Annotated in this window: 16 protein-coding genes and 1 riboswitch; of the genes, 11 read left to right on the top strand and 5 right to left on the bottom strand. The window is 60.3% G+C overall.

Annotated features, from left to right (window positions below):
• Positions 1-67 precede the first annotated feature (67 nt).
• A complete protein-coding gene (gene ppk2, locus QP982_RS00265; RefSeq protein ID WP_005510168.1) occupies positions 68-967 on the top strand; it encodes a polyphosphate kinase 2 in 900 nt (299 codons plus the stop codon).
• Between the two features lie 285 nt (positions 968-1,252).
• Here the strand turns inward: ppk2 and QP982_RS00260 are convergent, their stop codons facing one another.
• On the bottom strand, positions 1,253-2,374 hold the full coding sequence (locus tag QP982_RS00260) for a Dyp-type peroxidase (RefSeq protein ID WP_284870041.1): 1,122 nt from the start codon (positions 2,372-2,374) through the stop codon (positions 1,253-1,255).
• Positions 2,375-2,567: 193 nt separating this feature from the next.
• Positions 2,568-2,766, top strand: a riboswitch (cobalamin riboswitch).
• A gap of 39 nt (positions 2,767-2,805) precedes the next feature.
• Between QP982_RS00260 and metE the strand changes: the two genes are divergently transcribed.
• A complete protein-coding gene (gene metE, locus QP982_RS00255; protein ID WP_070429770.1) occupies positions 2,806-5,115 on the top strand; it encodes a 5-methyltetrahydropteroyltriglutamate--homocysteine S-methyltransferase in 2,310 nt (769 codons plus the stop codon).
• Positions 5,116-5,403: 288 nt separating this feature from the next.
• Here metE and QP982_RS00250 read toward each other — a convergent pair whose 3' ends face one another.
• The 4 genes from QP982_RS00250 to QP982_RS00235 form a co-directional block, all read right to left on the bottom strand.
• Positions 5,404-9,450 (bottom strand): Pls/PosA family non-ribosomal peptide synthetase, encoded by a 4,047-nt coding sequence (locus QP982_RS00250; RefSeq protein WP_284870040.1) that lies wholly within the window; start codon positions 9,448-9,450, stop codon positions 5,404-5,406.
• Positions 9,447-10,265, bottom strand: coding sequence for a MarR family winged helix-turn-helix transcriptional regulator (locus QP982_RS00245; protein WP_284870038.1), 819 nt, complete (start codon positions 10,263-10,265; stop codon positions 9,447-9,449). The genes QP982_RS00250 and QP982_RS00245 overlap by 4 nt, the downstream gene beginning before the upstream one ends.
• A 157-nt stretch (positions 10,266-10,422) precedes the next feature.
• A complete protein-coding gene (locus QP982_RS00240; protein WP_016421494.1) occupies positions 10,423-10,719 on the bottom strand; it encodes a rhodanese-like domain-containing protein in 297 nt (98 codons plus the stop codon).
• 153 nt (positions 10,720-10,872) lie between these two features.
• Positions 10,873-11,346 (bottom strand): inorganic diphosphatase, encoded by a 474-nt coding sequence (locus QP982_RS00235; protein WP_005510088.1) that lies wholly within the window; start codon positions 11,344-11,346, stop codon positions 10,873-10,875.
• Between the two features lie 124 nt (positions 11,347-11,470).
• Between QP982_RS00235 and dacB the strand changes: the two genes are divergently transcribed.
• The 9 genes from dacB (at position 11,471) to folK (ending at position 21,536) form a co-directional block, all read left to right on the top strand.
• Entirely contained in the window at positions 11,471-12,955 is a 1,485-nt protein-coding gene (dacB, locus tag QP982_RS00230) for a D-alanyl-D-alanine carboxypeptidase/D-alanyl-D-alanine endopeptidase (RefSeq protein WP_284870037.1), read from the top strand.
• Between the two features lie 48 nt (positions 12,956-13,003).
• Positions 13,004-14,284 carry an amidase family protein gene (locus QP982_RS00225; protein WP_284870036.1) on the top strand — a complete coding sequence of 427 codons (1,281 nt, stop codon included), beginning with the start codon at positions 13,004-13,006 and terminating at the stop codon, positions 14,282-14,284.
• Positions 14,277-15,350, top strand: coding sequence for a tRNA lysidine(34) synthetase TilS (tilS, locus tag QP982_RS00220; protein ID WP_284870035.1), 1,074 nt, complete (start codon positions 14,277-14,279; stop codon positions 15,348-15,350). Before QP982_RS00225 ends, tilS begins: the two co-directional genes overlap by 8 nt.
• 121 nt (positions 15,351-15,471) lie before the next feature.
• Complete coding sequence (hpt, locus tag QP982_RS00215) at positions 15,472-16,056, top strand: hypoxanthine phosphoribosyltransferase (protein ID WP_005510094.1); 585 nt, start codon at positions 15,472-15,474, stop codon at positions 16,054-16,056.
• A 269-nt stretch (positions 16,057-16,325) separates the two neighbouring features.
• Positions 16,326-19,004, top strand: coding sequence for an ATP-dependent zinc metalloprotease FtsH (ftsH, locus tag QP982_RS00210; protein ID WP_284870033.1), 2,679 nt, complete (start codon positions 16,326-16,328; stop codon positions 19,002-19,004).
• 9 nt (positions 19,005-19,013) lie between these two features.
• A complete protein-coding gene (folE, locus tag QP982_RS00205; protein WP_016421488.1) occupies positions 19,014-19,589 on the top strand; it encodes a GTP cyclohydrolase I FolE in 576 nt (191 codons plus the stop codon).
• Positions 19,590-19,675: 86 nt separating this feature from the next.
• Positions 19,676-20,617, top strand: a complete 942-nt coding sequence (folP, locus tag QP982_RS00200) for a dihydropteroate synthase (RefSeq protein WP_284870099.1) — start codon at positions 19,676-19,678, stop codon at positions 20,615-20,617.
• Positions 20,618-20,622: 5 nt separating this feature from the next.
• Positions 20,623-21,027, top strand: coding sequence for a dihydroneopterin aldolase (gene folB, locus QP982_RS00195; protein ID WP_005510214.1), 405 nt, complete (start codon positions 20,623-20,625; stop codon positions 21,025-21,027).
• Positions 21,024-21,536: a 2-amino-4-hydroxy-6-hydroxymethyldihydropteridine diphosphokinase gene (gene folK / locus QP982_RS00190; RefSeq protein WP_088611747.1), complete on the top strand. Its 513-nt coding sequence runs from the start codon at positions 21,024-21,026 to the stop codon at positions 21,534-21,536. The genes folB and folK overlap by 4 nt, the downstream gene beginning before the upstream one ends.
• Positions 21,537-21,538: the final 2 nt, after the last annotated feature.

Below are 21,538 nucleotides of genomic sequence, written 5' to 3'. Positions count from 1 at the left end.
GGGAAATTGCAGGTAAGGGCACCCGCATGGGGGACGTGTGGTAGAGAAATTCAGTAGGATAAGGGGTATGGCTGACAAGAATGAAGAGGAATTCCACATCGTCGATTTGGCGAAGACCGAAGGTTACGTCGTCGATGATTCTGATGAGGACGATCCGGTACTGGTCACTCCAGACGGTGAGCGGGTTGATACCTGGCGCGATGGCTACCCGTACGAGGAGCGCATGACGCGCAAGGAATACGAGTCTATTAAGAGGAAGCTGCAGATTGAGCTTCTGAAGTGGCAGAACTGGACCAAGGAAACTGGTCAGAAGCACATCATCCTCTTCGAAGGCCGTGACGCCGCTGGTAAGGGCGGTACCATTAAGCGCTTTAACGAGCACCTGAATCCGCGTGGTGCTCGAACTGTGGCTCTGGAAAAGCCGTCGCCGCGTGAGTCCACCTCGTGGTACTTCCAGCGCTATATTGAGCATTTTCCGTGCGCTGGCGAAATCGTCTTCTTCGACCGTTCTTGGTACAACCGTTCGGGCGTTGAGCGCGTGATGGGTTTCTGTACTGAGTCTCAGCATGCAGAGTTCCTGCGTGAGGTTCCGATGCTGGAGAACATGATTCTGGGCTCCGGTATTTCGCTGACCAAGCTGTGGTTCTCTGTGACCCAGAAGGAGCAGCGCACTCGCTTCGCAATTCGCCAGGTTGACCCGGTACGTCAGTGGAAGCTCTCTCCGATGGACCTCGCTTCGTTGGATCGTTGGGGTGACTACACCCGCGCAAAGGAAGAGCAGTTCCGCTACACGGATACGGATGAGTCCCCGTGGATTACCATTAAGTCCAACGACAAGAAGCGTGCCCGCATCAACGCAATGCGTTATGTGCTGAGCAAGTTCGAGTACACGGAGAAGGACCACGAGCTGGTTGGTACTCCGGACCCGAAGATTGTTAAGCGTGGCCGTGACCAGATTGGTGACTAGTTCGGTGGTCCGTGACTGACAAAGTTCTTGTCTAGAAGAAACGCCCGCAGGAGTGCTCAGGCACTCGGCGGGCGTTTTCTTATGGCTGGCGGCGGCGGGGCGATGCCCTTACGGCTGACGACGGCGGGCCAGTGCAAGTTAGTGACTGAGTTTATGTCAAAAACGGCCAGAAAATTGGCCCGAAAGTGTCATAAACTAGGTCAGTTTCACATTTGCAGCCCGTCAGCTTTTAGTCCGTCAGGCCTTAGCCCGCCAAGTCAGTTTTTCGCCGCCAGCTTGCAGCCTCTACCCCTCAATCAACTCCTGTCCCCAGTAAGAATCAGGGGTAGTGCCAGGGGCGATCCAATACACAGCGGAGCCGATGTGACGGTTCCACTCATTGAGCAAATCGCCGCGATCCAAACGGGCCTGGATTGCACTGAATTGGTTGTCCGGGTTCTTCTGGAATGCAACCCAGACCAGGCCAACGTTCGGTCCTTCGAACGGGAAGGCCGGCTCACCGGGCTGGTCTTCGTAGGCATAGGCGCGGCGACGCAGGGCGTCGTCAGGCTGACCATCCTGCTCACGGGAAAGCGCCAAGTGAGACTGGCGGTGGATGAGGTACTCGCCCTGGTCATCGACGGCGTCCATGTCCTCTTCATCGAACTCGTCATTGCCGCCGGAAAGAGGAGCACCGGTGTGGAAGTCACGACCGATAACGATGGAACGATCGTCGGTGCTGAGCTCATCCCAATTGTTCAAGTCGAGCGCAATACGGCGAACAACCATCACGCACGAGTTGTTAATCGCCTTGTCCTTGGAGTCAATCCACACCTGTTCGGACCATTCCTCCGGAGTGGACGGGTTGACGGTGCCGTCGAGCTGGCCCAGCGGGTTGCGTGGGGTAGCGCCGTGAGGCTGCGAACCCCAGGCGTAGGAAAAGCCCTTCTGGAACCACTTCACGCGAGCCCACGGAGCCGCCTTCTTTTCCAGTAGACGGGACGCGGCCGAAACGGTGACGAGGTCATCACCACACAACTGCAGAGCGAAGTCAGACTGACCCCACTCAGGGCGGAGCATGTCATGCTGGAATGACGGGATATCGTGCAGACCAGCCGGCTTGCGCCCTGGTTTGCCGAGGACGTCGAAGATGCGCTCACCGAAACCGGCTGTGATAGTCAGGTTTGCAGTGGCTGCAACCATTTCCGGTTCCAGATACCCCTCGATGTCCTGGCCTTGGGTGAGGCGGCGGGCAACGTCGGTAAGCGAGGAGAACAGTTCCTTCAAATCTGCTGCGTCGATGCCGTCCTTCAAATCGATTGCGACGAGGCGGAGATGTGCTTGGCCGGGCTGTTCAACGCCTGACTGGACCGGGCCATCGAACGGAATCTTGGCGCCCCTCAGGGAAGGTCCGGAAGCCTGTGTCACTCGAGGTCACTCCTTGAAAAGAGGTAGAATAAATAGCTTTTATGACTACGAGCTTAATCACTTTGGTCCCAGCAGGAGAGCATCAAAGCAAAGGCTCGGGGAGGGGGCTAAGTGAATGAGATATTTGTATATTGCGATATACTTCACATCCACAGCCGCCTCGAAGGTGTTCATTAAGGAAAGTGCTGCATATCGCACGTTTTCCGCGCAAGGTGTGTTTTGAGCCTAGCGCGCATAAGGCCTTCGAGTTATGCAGGGGAATCCCGGTGCAAGTCCGGAACTGTCCCGCAACGGTAAGCATCACTGCCAGAGCTTTGGTTTATCCGACGCGTTGATAACCAATCTTTTCAGTGATGACAAGTCCGAATGCCTGCCGGTTGTGCAATTTCATACCCGATGCTGATCACGACTGACGAGGAAATCACGAGATCATGGCAATTCACGCAACCCTCGCGGGCATTCCGCGGATAGGGCGTAATCGTGAGCTCAAAAGAGCTCTGGAAAACTACTGGCGCGACCCGGCGACCGGCGGCCTGCTGGCCGCGACGGCGCGCAACACTGTCAATAGCTACATTGGCGCAGCGCTGAAGGCAGGAATCGACTCGGTTCCGACAATTGGGCGCTCGTTCTACGACTCTATGCTGGATACATCGGCGCTGCTCGGAGTGCTTCCAGCCCGCTTCCAGAATGTCCCGAAAACGGACGGTTCCAACCTACCGGAATGGATCAACCACTACTTCGCCGCCGCTCGCGGTACGAAGACGCAACCGGCATCCGCAATGACCAAGTGGTTCGACACCAATTACCACTACATTGTTCCGGAGCTGTCAGCCGATACTGAATTTACCTCTGACCTCACTGACTGGTTGGATGATTCCTGCAGCTTAAACAATGGCGCCACCACCATGCTGCGCCCTCATTTGATTGGTCCTGTGACCTACTTGAGCCTGTCGCGTACCGACGATGATTCGAACCCACTTGGCCTTTTGGAAAAGTTGACCGATGCGTACGCGGAAATCATCGCTCAACTGGGGGATAAGGGCTTTGAGTGGATTCAGCTCGATGAGCCAGTATTGGTCACTGACCTCGATGAAGTGACTCTTGCTAGGACTCGCCAGGCCTACGAGAAGTTGGCCGGCGTGGCGGAGTCTGCGAATACCAAGTTGTGGGTGCAGACCTACTTTGGTGATGGTGATCAGGCGCTGGAAACCCTTTCTGGCACAGGCGTGCAGGCCATTGGTTGCGACCTGGTAGCAGGTAGCTTTGAGTTGCCGCATTGGACCGGCAAGGAACTGCTGGTTGCGGGCATTGTTGATGGGCGTAATGTGTGGCGCACCGACTTGGATGCAGCCCTGGCGACGCTGGAGAAGCTGGCAGTCCGAGGCCCCATCGCGGTGTCGACTAGCTGTTCGCTGCTACACGTCCCGTACTCCCTGGCCTCGGAAAACCCGAGCGAAGAAGATGCCGAGGTGCTGCAGTGGCTGGCCTTCGGGGATGAGAAAATCGGCGAGGTGACCCTCTTGGCGAGGGCGCTTGATGCCAGGTTGAATGACCGCCAACTCGATGCCGCGGATTTGAAGGCGTTGAGGGAGTCCCGGGCAGCACTGGCATCAAGGGCAGAATCGAAGCGGATTGTTAAGCCTGAAGTTCGTGAAGCTTTGGCAGCAATCGAGGAGAGCGACCGGACTCGTTCCTCGTTTGCAGCTCGCCAGGCGGCTCAGGCTGAGGCCCTTAACCTGCCTCCGCTGCCGACCACCACAATCGGTTCCTTCCCGCAGACCAATAGCATTCGTCGTGCACGTGCGCAGTTGCGCGCGGGAGAGCTCACCCCAGTCGACTACGAATCAGCAATGCTCGCTGAAATTCGATGCTCCATTGAGCAGCAGGAAGAATTGGGACTCGATGTGCTCGTTCACGGCGAACCTGAGCGCAATGACATGGTGCAGTACTTCTCGGAGCAGCTGGACGGCTACCTCGCGACCGCCAATGGCTGGGTCCAAAGCTATGGTTCCCGCTGCGTGCGGCCGCCGATTCTCTACGGTGATATCACCAGGCCAGAGCCAATGACGGTGCAGTGGTACAAGGCAGCGGCAAACATGACTGACCTTCCCGTCAAGGGAATGCTCACCGGGCCGGTGACCATGTTGGCATGGTCGTTTGTCCGTGATGACCAGCCCATCGGTGACACTGCGGATAACGTTGCGCTGGTTTTGCGCGATGAGATTGCAGATCTCGTGGCCGCTGGAGCGCAAATCGTGCAGGTCGATGAGCCAGCCATTCGCGAGTTGCTGCCCCTGAATGAAGCGGACCAGCCCGCCTACCTGAAGTGGGCCGTAGGTTCCTTCCGTCTGGCTACCTCTGGTGTGGCTGACGACATTCAGATTCACACGCATATGTGCTACTCGGACTTCAATGAGCTTATCGACACCGTCGATGATCTCAACGCCGATGTCACGTCCATCGAAGCAGCTCGCAACGGTATGCAGGTGCTCGCAGCGCTGAAAGATGAGGGATACGTTCGCGGGATTGGTCCAGGTGTCTGGGACATCCACTCGCCTCGCGTGCCGACGGACGGAGAAGTCAACCAGCTCGTGGAAGATGCGCTTGAAAGCGTTGACCCCAACCTGCTGTGGATTAATCCGGACTGTGGTCTAAAGACCCGAGGTTGGGAAGAGGTTACGGCTTCACTGAAAGTATTGGTAGCCGCAGCTCAGCAGGCTCGGTTGCAGCTAGCAGAGTAAGTCGCGAACTGCATAGCCGCAAAATAAATAGTGGGTTAAGTAGCAAAAAGTGTGTCCGCTCGGCGTGTCGCCGGGTGGGCACCTTTTGCTACTTAGCCCTACTTAGCCCCAATGCGAGTTAGTGACCTCGGTTATGGCTGGCAGCGGGCCAATGGAGTTACTGACCGCGTTTATAGCAAAAATTGTCCGAAAAATGGCTTGAAAGTGTCATAAACTCTCACAGTTTCACATTTGCAGCCCGTTGTGCCTACCAGGCTCCTACCTAAGCCCCCCCCCACTCAATCCGGGCTACTTCTTGGCCACCACTGGCTCAATTGGGTTACCTCGCCAGGAGGTGTGCGCAGGAACATGGTCACCGCGCATGACGAGAGAACCGGGTTCGACGCGGCAGCCGTCGTCAAGCACAGATGCCGGCAGTGCGACTGAGTGCGGTCCCAGCACGGAGCCGTGTCCGATGTGGACGGTGTCGAGCGTCATCACACGGTCGGTGAACAGGTGCGTCTGAACGACACAACCGCGGCCGACAGAGGCACCCCGCGCGATGGTGACCAGGTCGGTCTCGGGCAGCCAGTACGTCTCCAGCCACACGCCGTGGCCGACGTTTGCGCCGAGCAGACGCATCGCGCGTGCGATACCGCCGGTGGCCATCGCCGGGTTCAGGTACCACGGCGCGGCGACCATTTCGACGAATGCATCCTGCAGCTCGTTGAGCCAGACGAACTTGCTCCACAATGGGTGATCACCGGGCTTGTGCTTGCCGACGCACACCCACTTGGCCACGACCGTGACCAACAGCCCCAGCACACCAACAATCAGCAGCACGGCAGGGGAGAGCAGCCACGCGACCACCAGGCCGAGCAGGGCAGCGTTGACGCCACCTGCAGTGACCAACTCCGCGGTGAACATGCCAATTCCCTGCAGACTCAACAACGTGATTGTTGCCAGCATGAGAGAGACCATCGGCGCCAGGATGCGCAGCGTTTCGACAATGCCGCGGGCGACCTTCAATCCCGTAGTCGGACGGTAGGTCTGCGCTGACTCATCGCTGGAGACGGTGCCCACGCGGCGCATGCGCTCTGGCGGCGAACCCCACCAGTTGGAGCCGGACTTGGTCTTCTTCGGGGTAGAGGACAGCACGGCCACCAGCGAGTTCTTCGCCAGCTTGCGTTCCGGAAGCGTGATGCCGGAGTTGCCCAGGAAGGCGCGCTTGCCGATGCGGGAGTCGCCCACCAGCAGCCAACCACCGCCGAGCTCGTAGCTGCCGACCATGGTGTCGTCAGCCAAGAAGGACTCGTCCTTGACGTGCAAGAACTTCGGAATACCGATCGCGGTGGAGACTTCGCTGTCGTGACCAATTTGGGCGCCCAGTGCACGCAGCCACAGCGGCGTCAGCATGGAGGCGTAGATGAAAAATAGGTCGTGACGGGCAGCGTCCATCAGGCGAATTGTCGCCCAGGACTGCCAACCCACGCGCGAACGCACCGGGAACACTCCCGGCTTCAGACCGATGCTGAACAGGCGCACGAGAATCAGCGTCAGCAGGGCATACACCGCAACACCGACGAAGGTGGCGGGAATAGTCCACAGCACGGCACTGCCCAGCGTTGACCAGAGATTCGAGGTGGCTAGCTCGGTGGTGCCGTCGATAAGCCCCGTGCCCCAACCGATGACAGCAGCCATCGCGACCGCAGCGGACAGCGGCACCAATGTCAGCAAGACAGCGGTGAGACCGTAGATAGCCACCCAGTGGCGGCGAGCCGGCGGAACTTCCTCCGGGAAGCGGTGCTTGGACCGACCGACCTTGCGAGCCGGGGAACCCGACCAGCGCGCGCCAGCCTTGACCTTCTTCTCGCCGGTGACGGTGGAACCCGCCTCGATGTGAGCGTCATTGCCAATACGCGCGCCGGGCAGCAGCGTTGAACGGGCACCGATGCGGGCGTGCTTGCCAATAGTAACCTCGCCGACGTGGACGACATCGCCATCGACCCAGTATCCGGACAGGTCTACCTCCGGCTCGATCGAGCAGTAATCATCCAGTTTGACCAGACCCGTCACCGGCGGCAGCGCGTGCAGATTCACACCCTTACCAATGCGGGCACCCAGCATGCGGGCGTACCACAGCACGAACGGAGCGCCCGCCACAGAGTGGGCGCCAGAGCTCTCCGCCAGGCGTTCGGCCGCCCATAGCCGCAGGTGTACCGAACCGCCACGCGGGTAATCACCCGCGGTGATGTTGCGCGTGAGCAGGCGTGTCGTCGCCGCGTTGATGGGCATGACCCCCAGCGGGGTCAGGAACAGCACGGCCAGTACGGCCACCAACCAGCCTGGTAGCGCCAGCGGTCCGCCGATAACCCAGTTGATAATCGCAAGCCACGTTACCCAGCGCATGCCACGTGCCCACTGCAATGGCACCATGAGGCCCACCTGGGCCCAACGGGTCTTACGGGAGACAGGCGTCGGCTCGGGCACCTTTTCCAGGTGAGCGGTGGGGTCGCTGGTGTCGTCGGCAAGCATGTCGTCGCTGATGAAACCGCGCGCGACCAGCTCTTCAGCGAGATTTCCCAGGCGCGGGTGGTCGTAGAGATCGCGCACGGCGACCTGTGGGGCGCGCTGGCGAATGCGCGCAATGACGCTCGCCGCCGCCAAGGACGTGCCGCCCAGGGCGAAGAAGTCCGAGGCCGCGCCGGGCGCAGGTACGGACAGCACGTCCGCCCAGATGTCGGACAGCCACTTCTCCACAGGGCTCAGCTTGTCGACGTCGCCCTCACCCGCACGCGCAGGCAGGGGCCACGGCAACGCCGCCTTGTCGACCTTGCCGGAGGTACGAACCGGCAGCTCATCCATGATGTGCAGGCGTGGCACCATCGCGGCTGGCATGGCATCGCGGAGAGTATCCATGCACTTGTCGTAGTCCATGGCTGCGGCGTCGCCACCGGCGCCGACGTAGCCGACCAGGATGGAATCGCCAGCACCGGTCTTCTGCACCACGACAGTCGCCTGAGTAGCGCCGGGGAGGGCAGCCAGGTGCGCCTCGACCTCGCCGAGCTCAATTCGCCGACCGCCGATTTTCACCTGATCGTCGACGCGGCCGGTGAAGTACAGTCCGTCTTCGTCCATGATGACGTGGTCGCCGGTGCGGTACGCACGCTCCCAACCGAGGGCTGGCAGCGGTGCGTACTTCTCGGCGTCCTTCTCCGGATCCAGGTAGCGTGCGAGTCCCACGCCGCCGATGACCAGCTCGCCCTTGGTGCCCGGTGGGACGGGGTTGCCCTCCTCGTCGATGACGGTGAGGTCCCAGCCGTCCAGAGGAAAACCAATGGTCACGGGCTTGCCGGGCTTCAGCTCGATGCCGGAGGCCACGACGGTGGCCTCGGTGGGGCCGTAGGTGTTCCACATCTCGCGCTCTGGGGTGGACAGGCGCTCGACCAGCTCTTGCGGGCAGGCCTCGCCGCCGACGATGAGCAGGCGCACGCTGTCGAGCGCCTCGGCGGGCCACAGGCCGGCCAGTGTCGGAACTGTGGAAACAGCGGTGATGTGGCGGGAAATCAGCCATGGGCCCAGGTCCACGCCGGAGCGCACCAGCGAACGCGGGGCCGGCACCAGGCAGGCACCATTTCGCCAGGCCAGCCACATTTCCTCACAGGAGGCGTCGAAGGCGACGGATAAGCCGGCGAGAACGCGGTCATCCGGGCCGAGCGGTCCTTCCGGGTGGTTGGCCAAGAACCAGCGGGCCTCCGCATCGACAAAAGCGGCGGCGCTGCGGTGGGTGACCGCCACGCCCTTGGGCTTGCCGGTGGAGCCAGAGGTGAAAATAATCCAGCAGTCGTCGTCAGGAGTGGGCTCCTGCGAGATGATCTCGCGTGCGCTCGGCGGTGTCGGTTCCGTCTCTTCCTCGTCGGAGTCGGCATCGGAGTCCAGCGGACGGGGGCGATTACGTGCCGTGGAGCCAGCCAAATGCAGGCCTTCAGCATCGAAGTAACCGGCGATACCGGCCTCGCCGAAGACCATTTCTGCACGCTCGTCGGGGTCGTCCGCATCCACCGGAACGTAGGCGGCACCGGCTGCCATGATGGACAAAATTGCCAGGTAGAGCTCGCGGCTTCCCGACGGCATCCGCACACCAATGCGGTCGCCGCGACGGATGCCCTGTTCGTAGAGCCACGTAGCTGTGGAATCAATCTCGTTAATCAACTCCGCATACGTGACGACAACCTCGCCGTCATCGATGGCCTCAGCCTCGGGGAACCTTCGCGCGGTCGCCCGGACAATGTCAATGAGTGTGCGCTCAAGCGGCTGTTCCGTAGCGCGTAGGAACTTCGCTTCAGTGGTTGTCACTTAGAAGACCCCTTCTTATTCTTCTTCTTGCGCTTTTTCTTCTTCGATTTCTTACGTTTAGGACGCGGGGCATCGCTTGACGACGTCGCCTGCGTCTTATTCTCCGCCATGTCCTTGGTGTCTGTCTCAGTGGCCGTGACCTCTGGGGTAGCGGTCTCGGGGTTCTTCGCGCCGGCATCGGTTTCGGGGCTTGCAGCGGAGTCGTCGGCAAGCGATGCGAGCAACGCGCGTACCTCGGGTGCGCATTCGGCGACGGCGGCGCGCTCGGCTCTGCGGAGTGAGCGTCGCAGAGATGCGCGGGTGGTGTTGCCCGTTTCCGTCAGCGCGATGAGCTGGCGGCGACGATCCTTGGAGTCTCGGGTGCGCTCGACTAGATTTGCCGACTCCAGAGAGTCAATCAGGCGAACCATGTCAGAGCGGTCCATGCCGAGCAGCGCGCTCAGCTCGGTTTGAGCCATGTCGCCGCCATCGGCGATGACCTCCAGAACCCAATAACCGCGGATGGAAATCGACTCAATCTGAGTGCGGCCAAGAGCCGCGTTGACGCTGGCGCGGACAGCCGCATCGAGCTGTGCCAGGCACCAGGACGCGGATTTGCGCAGGGCGGCCGGTGCGACGGCGGGTTCGCTTGCGGAGCCGGGCTTGCACTTGGACTTAGCGCTGGCCTTGGTTTTGGCTTTCGCTCCCTTGCGGGCCTTCTTCGCCTTGGTGCTGCTCTGTGCGTCGACAGCAGGCACCTTCGCGTCTACGTCGGGTGCCACACCACCGCTGGTGTCGGCTGAGTCCGCCGAGGAAAGTACGGATGAATCAGACATACTTCCCATACTAGACAATCTGGGGAACCATCAATAATGGGACATGGCCAACTAATAATGCCCATGTTTGCCTGCGGATTGTTAGAAGGTCGGTGCTTTGGGGTGGGTAAATAAATGAAAAACTGCCCTGCAGGTAGGCAGGGCAGTTGTAGTTGATTTAGTTGGCCTTCTCCATTGGGCGGCCGAAGTGCTCCCAGTCGATCATGCCGCCGGTGATGACGATGGTGTCGATACCGTTCTTCTCCAACCAGGAAGAAACCTGAGCGGCGCGTCCACCGGAGCGGCACATCAGGTAAATGTCGGAATCCAAATCCAGCTCGCCGTAGCGGGACGGAATCTCTTCCATAGGGATGTGAACGGCGCCGGTGGCGTGGCCGTCATCCCACTCCATCTGTGAGCGGACGTCAATGATCTGTGCGTCTTCGGGTACTTCGGATACGTTTACGGTTTCCATAGTGCGCACTATACGCAATCTGGCCTTATCGCCGGAAGCACAAAGGCCGCCGGAGGAAAATTCCGACGGCCGTAGCGCTGAATCACAGGAATTGCGTCAAAGGTGTGAGCCCCAGGAAGGGGGATTGGCTAGCGCAATTCTTACTTGTGGCTCTTACTTGTGGCGCTCGATAGCCTCAGCCAGGATGCGCTCAGCCTCAGCCTTGTCGCCCCAGCCCGAACCGGAAACTTCCTTGCCCGGCTCCAGGTCCTTGTAGTGGACGAAGAAGTGCTCAATCTCGTCCTTGGTGAACTGGGAAACATCGTCGATGTCCTGGTAGTGGTCGAAGCGGACATCATCCAGGACGCACAGCAGCTTGTCGTCGCCGCCGGCCTCGTCGGTCATCTTGAAAACGCCGAGCGGACGAGCCTTGACAATAACGCCCGGGAAAACCGGCTCCGGCAGGATCACGAGAGCGTCCAACGGGTCGCCATCCTCGCCGAGGGTCTCATCGATGAAGCCGTAGTCGGCCGGGTAGGCCATTGGGGTGAACAGGTAGCGGTCGAGGTAGACCTTGCCGGTCTCGTGGTCGACTTCGTACTTGTTGCGCTGACCCTTCGGGATCTCAATAGTGACCTCAACGCTCACGGCGATGACTCCTTATAATCGGTGTACACTTCTCTGACGGCTATCTTATGCGAAACCCGCTCAAAACCGTTTATTTGTGCACCTTAAGTGAGGTTTTGTTTCCAGGAAGAAGGTGTTTGTGACCGTGGGCAGTACCGACTCTGACAGCTCCAAAACCGCCGCTAAGGGCACGGAAAAATCGCCCAGTTCCGTAAAATCCGGCAAATCCAAGAAGTCGCGCGGACTGAAAATCGGCGGTGCCATCGCCGGTGTTGTCGTTATCGCAGCGGGCAGCGGCGCAGCGGTTGTCGTCAATAACAATCGTCAGATTGTTGTCGATGCACCGCCCGCGGTCAGTCATGTCTCTGCTCCTGTGACGGCGGCGCAGTCTTCGCTTGACGACGGCGCTCTGGCCCAAAAAGTCAGCGCCATCATGGACGCTGCTGCGGCCGATCCAGCCTTCGGTGAGCTGCATGGAATTGTCAGCGATGCTTCGACCGGCCAGAAGCTGTGGGGGGTCAATGACACCGCGGTGGCCATGCCGGCGTCCAGCATGAAGATTCTCACTGCGGCTGCCGCACTGTTGGACTTAGGTGAAGATCATCGGGTTTCCACCCGCGTCTCCCGGGTTACGGGGACTAACGACATCGTTTTGCACGGCGGGGGTGACCCCACCTTAAGCAAGGACGGGGAAGGGTTCTTCCAGGACTCGGCTTCAATCGCTGAGTTGGCGAAAAAGATTTCCGTGGTCATTCCGGAGGGGGTCGGCAAGGTTTATCTCGACAACTCTCTATTCACCGAGAGTTTCCACGAGACCTGGGAGCGTGCGGGGCTGGAGGACGGCTACATCGCACCGGTGGAGTCGGTGATGATGGACGCCGGTCGTATCGATTCGACGAATGAAGAATCGCAGCGCAGCGCCACGCCCGCCGCGGATGCCGCTGATGCACTGGCCAAGGCGCTTGGTGCGGAAAACGGAGGCAGCCTGAGGGATGCGGCCAAGGATGGTCAGTCACTGCCTCTGGATCCAGACCCCGTCGCGCTCGTGCAGTCGGCACCGCTGGTTACCCGTGTGCACGAGATGATGAACTATAGCGACAACGTGCTTGCCGAGTCCATTGCCCGTGAGGTGGCTATCTCTCGCGGTCTGCCGCCGACCTTTGAGGGGGCCGCACGTGCCGTGCGTGACACTCTCTCGGAGCACGGTTTTCCTCTCGATCGCGCGGTGCTGTCGGACTCCAGCGGCCTGAGCACGGATAACCGTATTTCTCCGCAGCATCTCTCCGAGGTGCTTAATTCGGCCGCGGGTCCGGTGGAATCGGCCGAGCAGGGGGGACTGGCGGAGTCGCAGGAGTCGTCGGAAAGCACTGCGTTGCGGTTGCGCCCACTGTTGGACAGCCTGCCGGTGGCGGCAGTGTCCGGCACTCTGGCGACGCGCTTTGCTGGTCAGTCCGGGGCGGGCATCGTCCGTGCGAAGACAGGCACGCTGAATAAAGCCTCGGCGTTGGCGGGATATGTGGTGACGAAGTCGGGGCAGGTGCTGACGTTCGCACTGATTTCCAACGAGGCGAGCCTGTTGCCGGCAAGAGCTGCGTCCGATAAGGCAGCGAGCGCCCTTGCGGATATCTAAACTGAGATTCATTTGCCACTGAAAATAATTTGAGGAGATGAATCCGCAATGGCCTCTCACACTTCCGCGATTAGGAATTTGCCAACCGTTCGCGAGATTGCCGCACAGGTCCGCGAGGGAAAGCTAAGCCCCGTGGACAGCGTGCAGCGCAGTCTCGACGCTATCGCCAGACTGGATGGAGGGATTCATGCCTTCCGCGAAGTGTGGGCGGATAGGGCTCTGCAGGCTGCGCGGGAACTCGAGCAAAGCGAGAAACTCTCGGAGTTGCCGCTTGCAGGTGTGCCATTTGCGCTGAAGGAAAACACCGCTCTAGAGAACCCGTTTGTCCAGCAGTTGACTAGCGCCGGTGCAATCGCGGTGGGAACTACGGTGAATCCGCAGTTCTGTACGTGGGGGACGACGACGCTGCCGGGGCTGGCAGTCGATAATCCGATTCTGCCGGGGCACACTCCGGGTGGGTCCTCCGGTGGATCCGCAGCGGCTGTCGCCGCTGGGATGGTTCCGTTTGCGCAGGGCAACGACGGCATGGGGTCACTTCGTATCCCTGCAGCGTGCTGCGGGCTTTCGACTCTGAAGGCGACCCCGGGAACAATGCCGGGGCGCGTGGGCGGCAATGACTGGTACGGAATGTCTGTCCAAGGGGTGCTCACAGTCAATAACGATGACTTGCGCCTGATCACCAAGATCCTCACAAATGGCATGGTGGATGCGGAGGACCCGGCGAAGACCCTGCCTGAAAACTTCGCAGTCAGCGTGGACACCACTGCGCCCGTATTCGGTTTGAAGGCTGCACCGGAGTACGTCGATGCGGCACAACAGGCGGCGAGAGTATTCGCGGACAAGGGCTTTGCCGTCTCGGAAAAGAACATGCCGTACCCGCTGAACCCACTGCCGATGCTCGCGCGCTGGACTGCGGGGGTGGCGGATCAGCTTCGCGACGAGCCGCGCCCTGATCACCTGGAGTGGCGCAATCGAGTCCACGCCGGCATTGGTCGCTTGCTGCGTTTCACAATCAATGGCCGCCAAGTGGCACGCGATGGCGCTCGCATCGAGCGTGAGCTACCGGGTGACACCATCTTGATTACCCCGGCTCTGGCCAAGAACCCACCGCGAATCCGCGCGTGGCATCGCATGCCCTGGATTGTGAACCTGCTGTCCAATCTGCGTTTCACTCCCTACGTCTCGACGTGGAATTACCTGGGATTCCCGGCTGGCATCGTTGTGGAACCGACCTCTGGGTTGCCGGTGCAACTGATTGCGCGCCCGTCCCAGGAGCGAATTCTGCTTACCGCGATGGAAACCATCGCAAGTGGTGGGCGCGTTGGCTAGACCTTTTTGGCCGGACCGCAGCCCTCATTTCCTCATCATTCGGCACGCTGTCCGCGCGATAGTGCAGCAGGTGGGGCAGGAATTGGGCAGCGGTGTCGTCATTGGGCTTTCCGGTGGTGCGGATTCGCTGGCCCTGACCGCCGGGGCCTGTGCGGAAGCTCTCGGGCCCAAGGGTGCGCTGGCCGGCCGCAAAGTCCACGCCGTCGTAGTTAATCATCAGCTTCAGCAGGGCTCTGCAAAAGTTGCCGAGCGCGCCGCCCACATTGCTCGGGGGATGGGGGCTACGGCCGAGGTTATCGCGGTCGATATCAACAACAATTCCGACCGTGGTCCCGAATATGAGGCGCGTTTGGCACGACACGCAGTGCTACGGGAGGTCGCCCAATCTCGAGGTGCGGCGCTGATGCTCGCCCACACCTTGGACGACCAGGCGGAAACAGTTTTGCTGCGGCTGGCCAGGGGAGGCGGTCCGCAAGCGCTGTCCGCCATCCGCGACAACCTCACGTGGTCTGACGGGACTCGGATTCTGCGCCCGCTGCTCGGTGTGCGACGCTCAGATACTCAGCTCTGCTGCGAAGAGCTGGGCTTGAAGGTGTGGCACGACCCGCACAACCATGACGACCATTACGCCCGCGTCCGGGTTCGAAAGACGATTTTGCCGCTGCTGGAGCAGGAGCTGGGTCCGGGAGTTGCGGAAAATCTCGCTAAGACTGCGGCGATTGCAGCAGTCGACAATGACTTTTTGGACGCTCACGCCGATTCGGCTCTGCATGCGCTGCTGGGGGAGGAAGAGGCGTCGGCAAGCGGGAGCCTGTCTGTGCGAGGGGTGGCTGAGCTTGACGACGCCATCGCGGTGCGTGTCCTCGCACGTTGGTTGCGGCAGGCGGGTGCGGAGCCCAGCAGTAAACAGATCGACATGGTGATGGCGCTCGTGCACCGCTATCACGGCCAGGGCGAAGTGCCGGTGACCCGCGGTCGCGATGGTGCTGACAGAAATGCCAGGTTGGTCGTTGAGCGAAAAGATGGCACTCTACAATTGGTAATGAATCGTCCCGCGGTGCCTTAAGAAGGGTGCCGCAATCCAACTTCCGGCGGCTGAGAACAATCGGTTGCCATAACCCTGAACTTGCACTGGGGCAGTTACGCTCCATCGACACGCCGCCATAGAAGTGCGGAAAGGAAATGCGATGCATGATGTGAAGGATTTCAACGTCCCCGCAAACCCCTACGGCGATGAGGTAGAGGCAGTTCTCATTGGCGAAGAGGAGCTGCATGCTCGCATTGCCGAGATGGCGCATCGTGTGAATGAGAAGTACAAGGATGCCGACAGCGATCTGATTCTGGTCGCAGTGCTCAAGGGTGCGGTGTTCTTCCTGACTGACTTCGCTCGTCAGCTCAGCATTCCCAGCCAGATGGAGTTCATGGCGGTTTCCAGTTACGGAAACTCCACCTCGTCGTCAGGCGTGGTGCGTATTTTGAAGGACCTGGATCGCGATATTGAGGGACGCGATGTCGTGATTGTCGAGGACATCATTGACTCCGGCCTGACCCTGTCCTGGTTGATGAAGAACCTGCGCAACCGTAATCCGCGCTCCCTGGAGGTCATTACGCTGTTGCGTAAGCCAGAGGCTGTGCGCACCAGCCTGGATGTTGCGGATGTTGGCTTCGACATTCCGAACGAGTTCGTCATCGGTTACGGCCTGGATTACGCCGAGCGCTACCGCGATTTGCCGTACGTCGGCACGCTTCACCCGCGCGTTTACCAGGGCTAGGTCTGTCTTCGGCGCTTATTGCACAGTGCCGATGCTTGACGACGGGCATTGCGCGCTTACCCTCCCGCAGTTCTAGCTGTCTTCTAGCTGTGAAAAGTAGGAGTTGGAAACTTTTTTCGGTTGCGATGCGTTATGCCTACTGTGGGGTCAGGTGCCATGAGCCCTGGCCCCACGTTGTGTCATTGATGTGTCTTCGAGAAGAACTCGTTGATGCGTACAATTAATAAAAGCAACTAATAGATGTAGAGAGCGAAAAGCGAACCCACTGTATGGACAAGAAAAAGGTGTTCCGGTTTGCCACCGTTGCCGGCATCATCCTGATTATCCTCTTTGCTATTACTCAGCTGGCGGATGATTCCCGGGAATACCGCGAGGTGGATACGTCCGTTGCCCTGACCCAGTTGGATAAGGGCAATGTCACGGAAGCTCAGATTGACGATCGTGAACAGCGAATTCGCCTCACCCTGAAGAAGGGCGTGGAGGTCGAAGGTACTGAGGACGTCACGAAGGTGATGACCAAGTACCCAGCGCGTGCGACCGACCAAGTCTTTGACAAGGTCACCGCCGCCAAGGGTATGGAGAAGTTCGATACCAAGGTCACGCAGGATTCCTTCCTGATGTCCACCTTGGGCTTCCTGCTGCCGATGGTGATCTTCTTCTTCGTCATCATGTACTTCTTCAGCCGCATGCAAGGCGGCAAGAACGGCATGTTCGGCTTTGGTGGCAACCGCGCCAAGCTGCTGAACAAGGAGACCCCGACCAATACGTTCGAGGATGTTGCTGGTGCCGATGAGGCCGTCCAGGAGCTCGACGAGATTAGGGATTTCCTGCAGCACCCAGCTCGCTACGAAGAGCTCGGCGCGAAGATTCCGCGTGGTGTTCTGCTCTACGGTCCTCCCGGTACCGGTAAGACCTTGCTGGCCCGCGCCGTCGCTGGTGAGGCAGGAGTGCCTTTCTACACCATCTCGGGTTCGGACTTCGTTGAAATGTTCGTCGGTGTCGGTGCCTCTCGTGTCCGTGACCTGTTTAATCAGGCCAAGGAAAACAGCCCGTGCATTATCTTCATCGACGAGATTGACGCCGTCGGTCGCCAGCGTGGTGCCGGTATGGGCGGCGGCCATGATGAGCGTGAGCAAACCCTGAACCAGCTGCTGGTGGAGATGGATGGTTTTGGTGATCGTCAGGGTGTGATCATCATGGCTGCGACCAACCGTCCGGATATTCTCGACCCGGCGCTGCTGCGTCCGGGCCGTTTTGACCGACAGATTCCGGTGGGCGCACCAGACCTGAAGGGCCGCGAGGCAATTCTGAAGGTCCACGCCCGGAACAAGCCGCTTGGACCGGATGCGGATCTGACGTCGCTGGCGAAGCGCACCGCCGGTATGAGCGGTGCTGATCTGCAGAACGTGCTGAATGAAGCTGCGCTGCTGACCGCTCGCGTCAACGGCAACATCATTACTGCGGATGCGCTGGAAGAGGCAGTCGACCGAGTTATCGGCGGTCCGCGCCGTACCTCCAAGGTGATTTCCGAGCAGGAGAAGAAGGTCACCGCCTACCACGAGGGTGGCCACACCCTGGCTGCGTGGGCGCTGAAGGACATTGAGCGTGTTTACAAGGTCACCATCTTGGCTCGCGGTCGCACTGGTGGACATGCGCTGACCGTCCCCGAGGACGACAAGGGCATGTATAACCTGCCAGAGCTCTTTGCCCGTCTGGTCTTCGCCATGGGTGGTCGCGCTGCCGAGGAGCTGGTTTTCGGACTGCCGACTACCGGTGCTTCTGCCGATATTGAGCAGGCCACCAAGATTGCTCGCGCCATGGTGACCGAGTACGGCATGTCGCCGGAGCTCGGCCCGGTGAAGTACGGGGAGGAGCAGGGCGACCCGTTCGTTGGCCGCGGTGGCAGCGGCTCTCTGGACTACTCTCCGGAGGTGGCAGCAACCATTGATCAGCAGGTTCGTTTGCTGATCAATAAGGCTCATGACGAGGCCTACGCCATCTTGAAGGAAAACCGCGACACTCTCGATGTTCTGGCTGAGAAACTGCTGGAGAAGGAGACTCTGCGTCGTCCGGATCTGGAAGTTATCTTCACCGATGTCGTTCCCCGTGAGCGCCTGAACTTCTTCGATAGCGACACTAAGCACCCGGCCGATGGCCGCGAGCCGGTGAAGACACCGGTGGAGTTGGCAATCGAGCGCGGCGAGGAACCGCCGAAGCGTGTCAACATCTTCGCGCCGGTGCGCCGCCGCGAACCAGAGAACCAGGACGCGGGCAACAACGGCAATGGTCAGGGGCCGGCAGGCTCCGCTGGTGCCGGTAATGCTAGTGTCCCGGGTCTGCCGGGCGCCCAGCAGGACCGACCGAATGTTCCGGTTTACGGTGGCACCCCACCGCCGGCTGGTTGGACCGCTCCAGGTTGGCCGCCGAAGGATACCGGCAGCACGCACGGTTCGGCTCCCGCACCGGCACCGGCGCCTGCGCCGACTCCTCGCCCGGAGGGGCAGAACCAGCCGGGTTCGCAGGAAGGCCAGGGCAACGCGCGTGGCCAGCACCCGGGCACTGCTAACTACCCGGCAGGTGCGCCGGACTTCGGCTCGAAGGCAACCGGTACTGGTAGCAGCGGTGGCAACGGCCCCGCGAATATCCCTGCCCCTCCGAAGATGCCGTGGGACAGGCAGGGCGGACGTCACCGCCAGGACAACTCTGGCAGCGATGCCACCCCGACTACGGTGATGCCGTCGGCAGGACAACAGCAGGAGCTGCGCGGATTCCGCCTGCCGGATAACGAGCAGCCGGAACACACAGAACGTCCGGAAAACCCGAAGAACGCCGACAACTCCGATGACAAGGGGGCACAGATGCACGATTCGGATAAGGACGGCGTCGTCAAGCGAAACGAAGACAACAGCGCCTGGCAGGACAAGCCGGACACCAACGAGGAGCGATAAGTACACATCATGGAGCGCGAATTCGATCAGGGGCGGGCCGAGGCTGCGGTTCGTGAACTGTTGATTGCCGTCGGTGAGGATCCCGACAGGGAAGGCCTGAAGGAGACACCGGCGCGAGTGGCGCGAGCCTACCGTGAGGTTTTCGCGGGCCTGTTTGAAGATCCGTCTGAGGTGCTGGCAAAGACCTTCAACGAGGATCATCAAGAACTCGTTTTGGTGAAGGACATCCCGATTTACTCCACCTGTGAGCACCATTTGGTGCCGTTCTTCGGCGTTGCCCACATTGGTTACATCCCGGGCAAGGACGGTCGTGTGACGGGCTTGTCCAAGCTCGCTCGTCTGGTCGATGGCTATGCGAAGCGCCCGCAGGTGCAGGAGCGTCTGACCAGTCAGGTTGCGGATGCCTTGGTGGAGCGGCTGGATCCGGCCTCGGCGATCGTCGTCATTGAAGCGGAGCATCTCTGCATGGCCATGCGCGGTATCCGCAAACCGGGTGCGCGCACGGTGACCTCAGCCGTCCGCGGTGGCTTCAAGACGGATGCCCGTTCGCGCGCAGAGGCAATGGCGCTCATCCGCAAGAGCTAACGCAACAGTTAAATGGTCGATTGGAAAGGCTGGACAACAAGGTGACTGAATCCCCCTTGCAAGCGCAGGCAGGACAGCAGGCGGAGATGGGTGTCGAGAATCAGCTCTGCAAGGTGATGGGCATTGTCAACGTCACCGAGGACAGCTTTTCCGATGGCGGCCTGTACAAGACCTTCGACGCGGCGATTGCCCATGCGCACGAGCTGCTCGCTGAAGGCGCACATATTCTCGACATCGGTGGCGAGTCCACTCGCCCTGGCGCACACCGCGTTTCCGAGGATGAGGAAATTGCCCGGGTCGTGCCGGTGGTCCGCGAACTCGCGGCAGACGGGCACCTGATCAGCGTCGATACAATGCGCGCAAGTGTCGCAGAGGCAGCAATCGCCGAGGGTGCAGTATTCATCAACGATGTCTCCGGCGGTCTCGCAGACCCCAACATGTACGCAGTCTGCGCCGATGCCGATGTGCCCATCTGTCTGATGCACTGGAAGACCGATCGCTTTGGCTCCGCTTCTGGGCGCGCCGAAACTCACCCGGACGGCATTGTCGCCGATGTCCGTGAGCACCTGCTTCAGCTTGTCGACGGTGCCATGGGCGCCGGAATCGTCGAGGAAAATATTGTCCTCGACCCAGGCTTGGGCTTTGCCAAAAACGCCGATGACAATTGGGCGCTCCTCCACGACCTGCCGGAGCTTATTGACCTCGGTTTCCCCGTGTTGGTCGGTGCTTCCCGCAAGCGTTTCGTCGCCGCCGTTGGCAGTGAGGCACGCGCACCAAAGCAGGCTGATGCCGCGACTACCGCAATTTCCGCGCTGTCCGCAGCGGCGGGCGCATGGGCGGTTCGAGTTCACAATGTGGCCGACAACCTCGACGCAGTGCGTGTGGCGCAGGCATGGAACCTTGGACGTTCACTGACCGGTTACACAGCGGCCGGCGACTATCCGGAAGGTGGGGCTAACCGCGCTGCGCAGCACGACGAGTCGGCTGCGGAATCGCCAGCCGAGTCGACTCTGGAAGGAGACGCGTAAACACAGTGGCTGATCGCATTGAACTCAAAGGTCTGAAAGCCCACGGCTACCACGGTTGTCTCGACTTCGAGCGCCGGGATGGCCAGGACTTCATCTGTGATGTCACCCTGTGGCTGGATTTCTCCGGTGCTGCTGCGAGCGATGAGCTGGACGACACCGTCAACTACGCCGACATTGCAGCCACAGCGCACGGGATTTTGACCGGCACTCCTCGCAACCTCATCGAAACAGTCGCGACCGAGATCGCCGAAGCAGTGCTTGCCGACGACGACGCCCGCGCCGAACGCGGATTGTCCCCACTGTTGCATGCGGTGGAAGTGACCATTCACAAACCACATGCGCCCATTCCGCTCGACTTCGATGACGCTGCGGTGACAGCCCGCCGTTCGCGGAAGAAGCGGTTGGCATGATTCGCGCAGTTCTTTCTATCGGCGCGAACATGGATCGCGCGCGAGAAAACCTAACAGGTGTGCAGGACTTCTTCGCCGATGAATTGGTCGCAGCCTCAAAAATTTATGCCACCCCGCCTTGGGGTGGGGTAGAGCAGGGCGACTTCCTCAACGCCGTACTCATTGTCGATACGTCCCGGACACCAATGGAGCTACTGGAAGCTGGTTGGAAACTGGAAAATGATGCTGGTCGAGTACGTGAAATTCACTGGGGACCACGGGCGCTCGACGTGGACATTGTGCAGGTCATTGACAAGAACTCCGGCGAGGAGATCATCTCTGACGATTCGACTCTGACCCTGCCGCATCCGTGGGCAACCGAGCGTGCCTTTGTACTGGTGCCGTGGCTCGATGCCGACCCGGATGCCGAATTGGGGGGAGTTCGGGTCGCAGCACTCGTCGATAAGCTGGCACCTGAAGACGTAAACGCAGTGCGTCTAGCAGACAGCGCGGATGGAGAAGAGGCCTAGAG

The sequence above is a fragment of the Corynebacterium sp. MSK019 genome (genome assembly GCF_030232425.1).
Classification (GTDB): domain Bacteria; phylum Actinomycetota; class Actinomycetes; order Mycobacteriales; family Mycobacteriaceae; genus Corynebacterium; species Corynebacterium jeikeium_D.
Note: the sequence above shows the minus strand (reverse complement) of the source record. Positions and strands in the feature narration are given on the sequence as shown.

Excerpts from the sequence above, each read along its gene's own strand:
- QP982_RS00245 (WP_284870038.1), bottom strand. The coding sequence starts at position 10,265 with ATGTCTGATTCATCCGTACTTTCCTCGGCGGACTCAGCCGACACCAGC.
- hpt (WP_005510094.1), top strand. The coding sequence starts at position 15,472 with ATGCATGATGTGAAGGATTTCAACGTCCCCGCAAACCCCTACGGCGAT.
- QP982_RS00240 (WP_016421494.1), bottom strand. The coding sequence starts at position 10,719 with ATGGAAACCGTAAACGTATCCGAAGTACCCGAAGACGCACAGATCATT.
- folE (WP_016421488.1), top strand. The coding sequence starts at position 19,014 with ATGGAGCGCGAATTCGATCAGGGGCGGGCCGAGGCTGCGGTTCGTGAA.
- folP (WP_284870099.1), top strand. The coding sequence starts at position 19,676 with ATGGGTGTCGAGAATCAGCTCTGCAAGGTGATGGGCATTGTCAACGTC.
- folK (WP_088611747.1), top strand. The coding sequence starts at position 21,024 with ATGATTCGCGCAGTTCTTTCTATCGGCGCGAACATGGATCGCGCGCGA.
- QP982_RS00225 (WP_284870036.1), top strand. The coding sequence starts at position 13,004 with ATGGCCTCTCACACTTCCGCGATTAGGAATTTGCCAACCGTTCGCGAG.
- ftsH (WP_284870033.1), top strand. The coding sequence starts at position 16,326 with ATGGACAAGAAAAAGGTGTTCCGGTTTGCCACCGTTGCCGGCATCATC.
- metE (WP_070429770.1), top strand. The coding sequence starts at position 2,806 with ATGGCAATTCACGCAACCCTCGCGGGCATTCCGCGGATAGGGCGTAAT.
- ppk2 (WP_005510168.1), top strand. The coding sequence starts at position 68 with ATGGCTGACAAGAATGAAGAGGAATTCCACATCGTCGATTTGGCGAAG.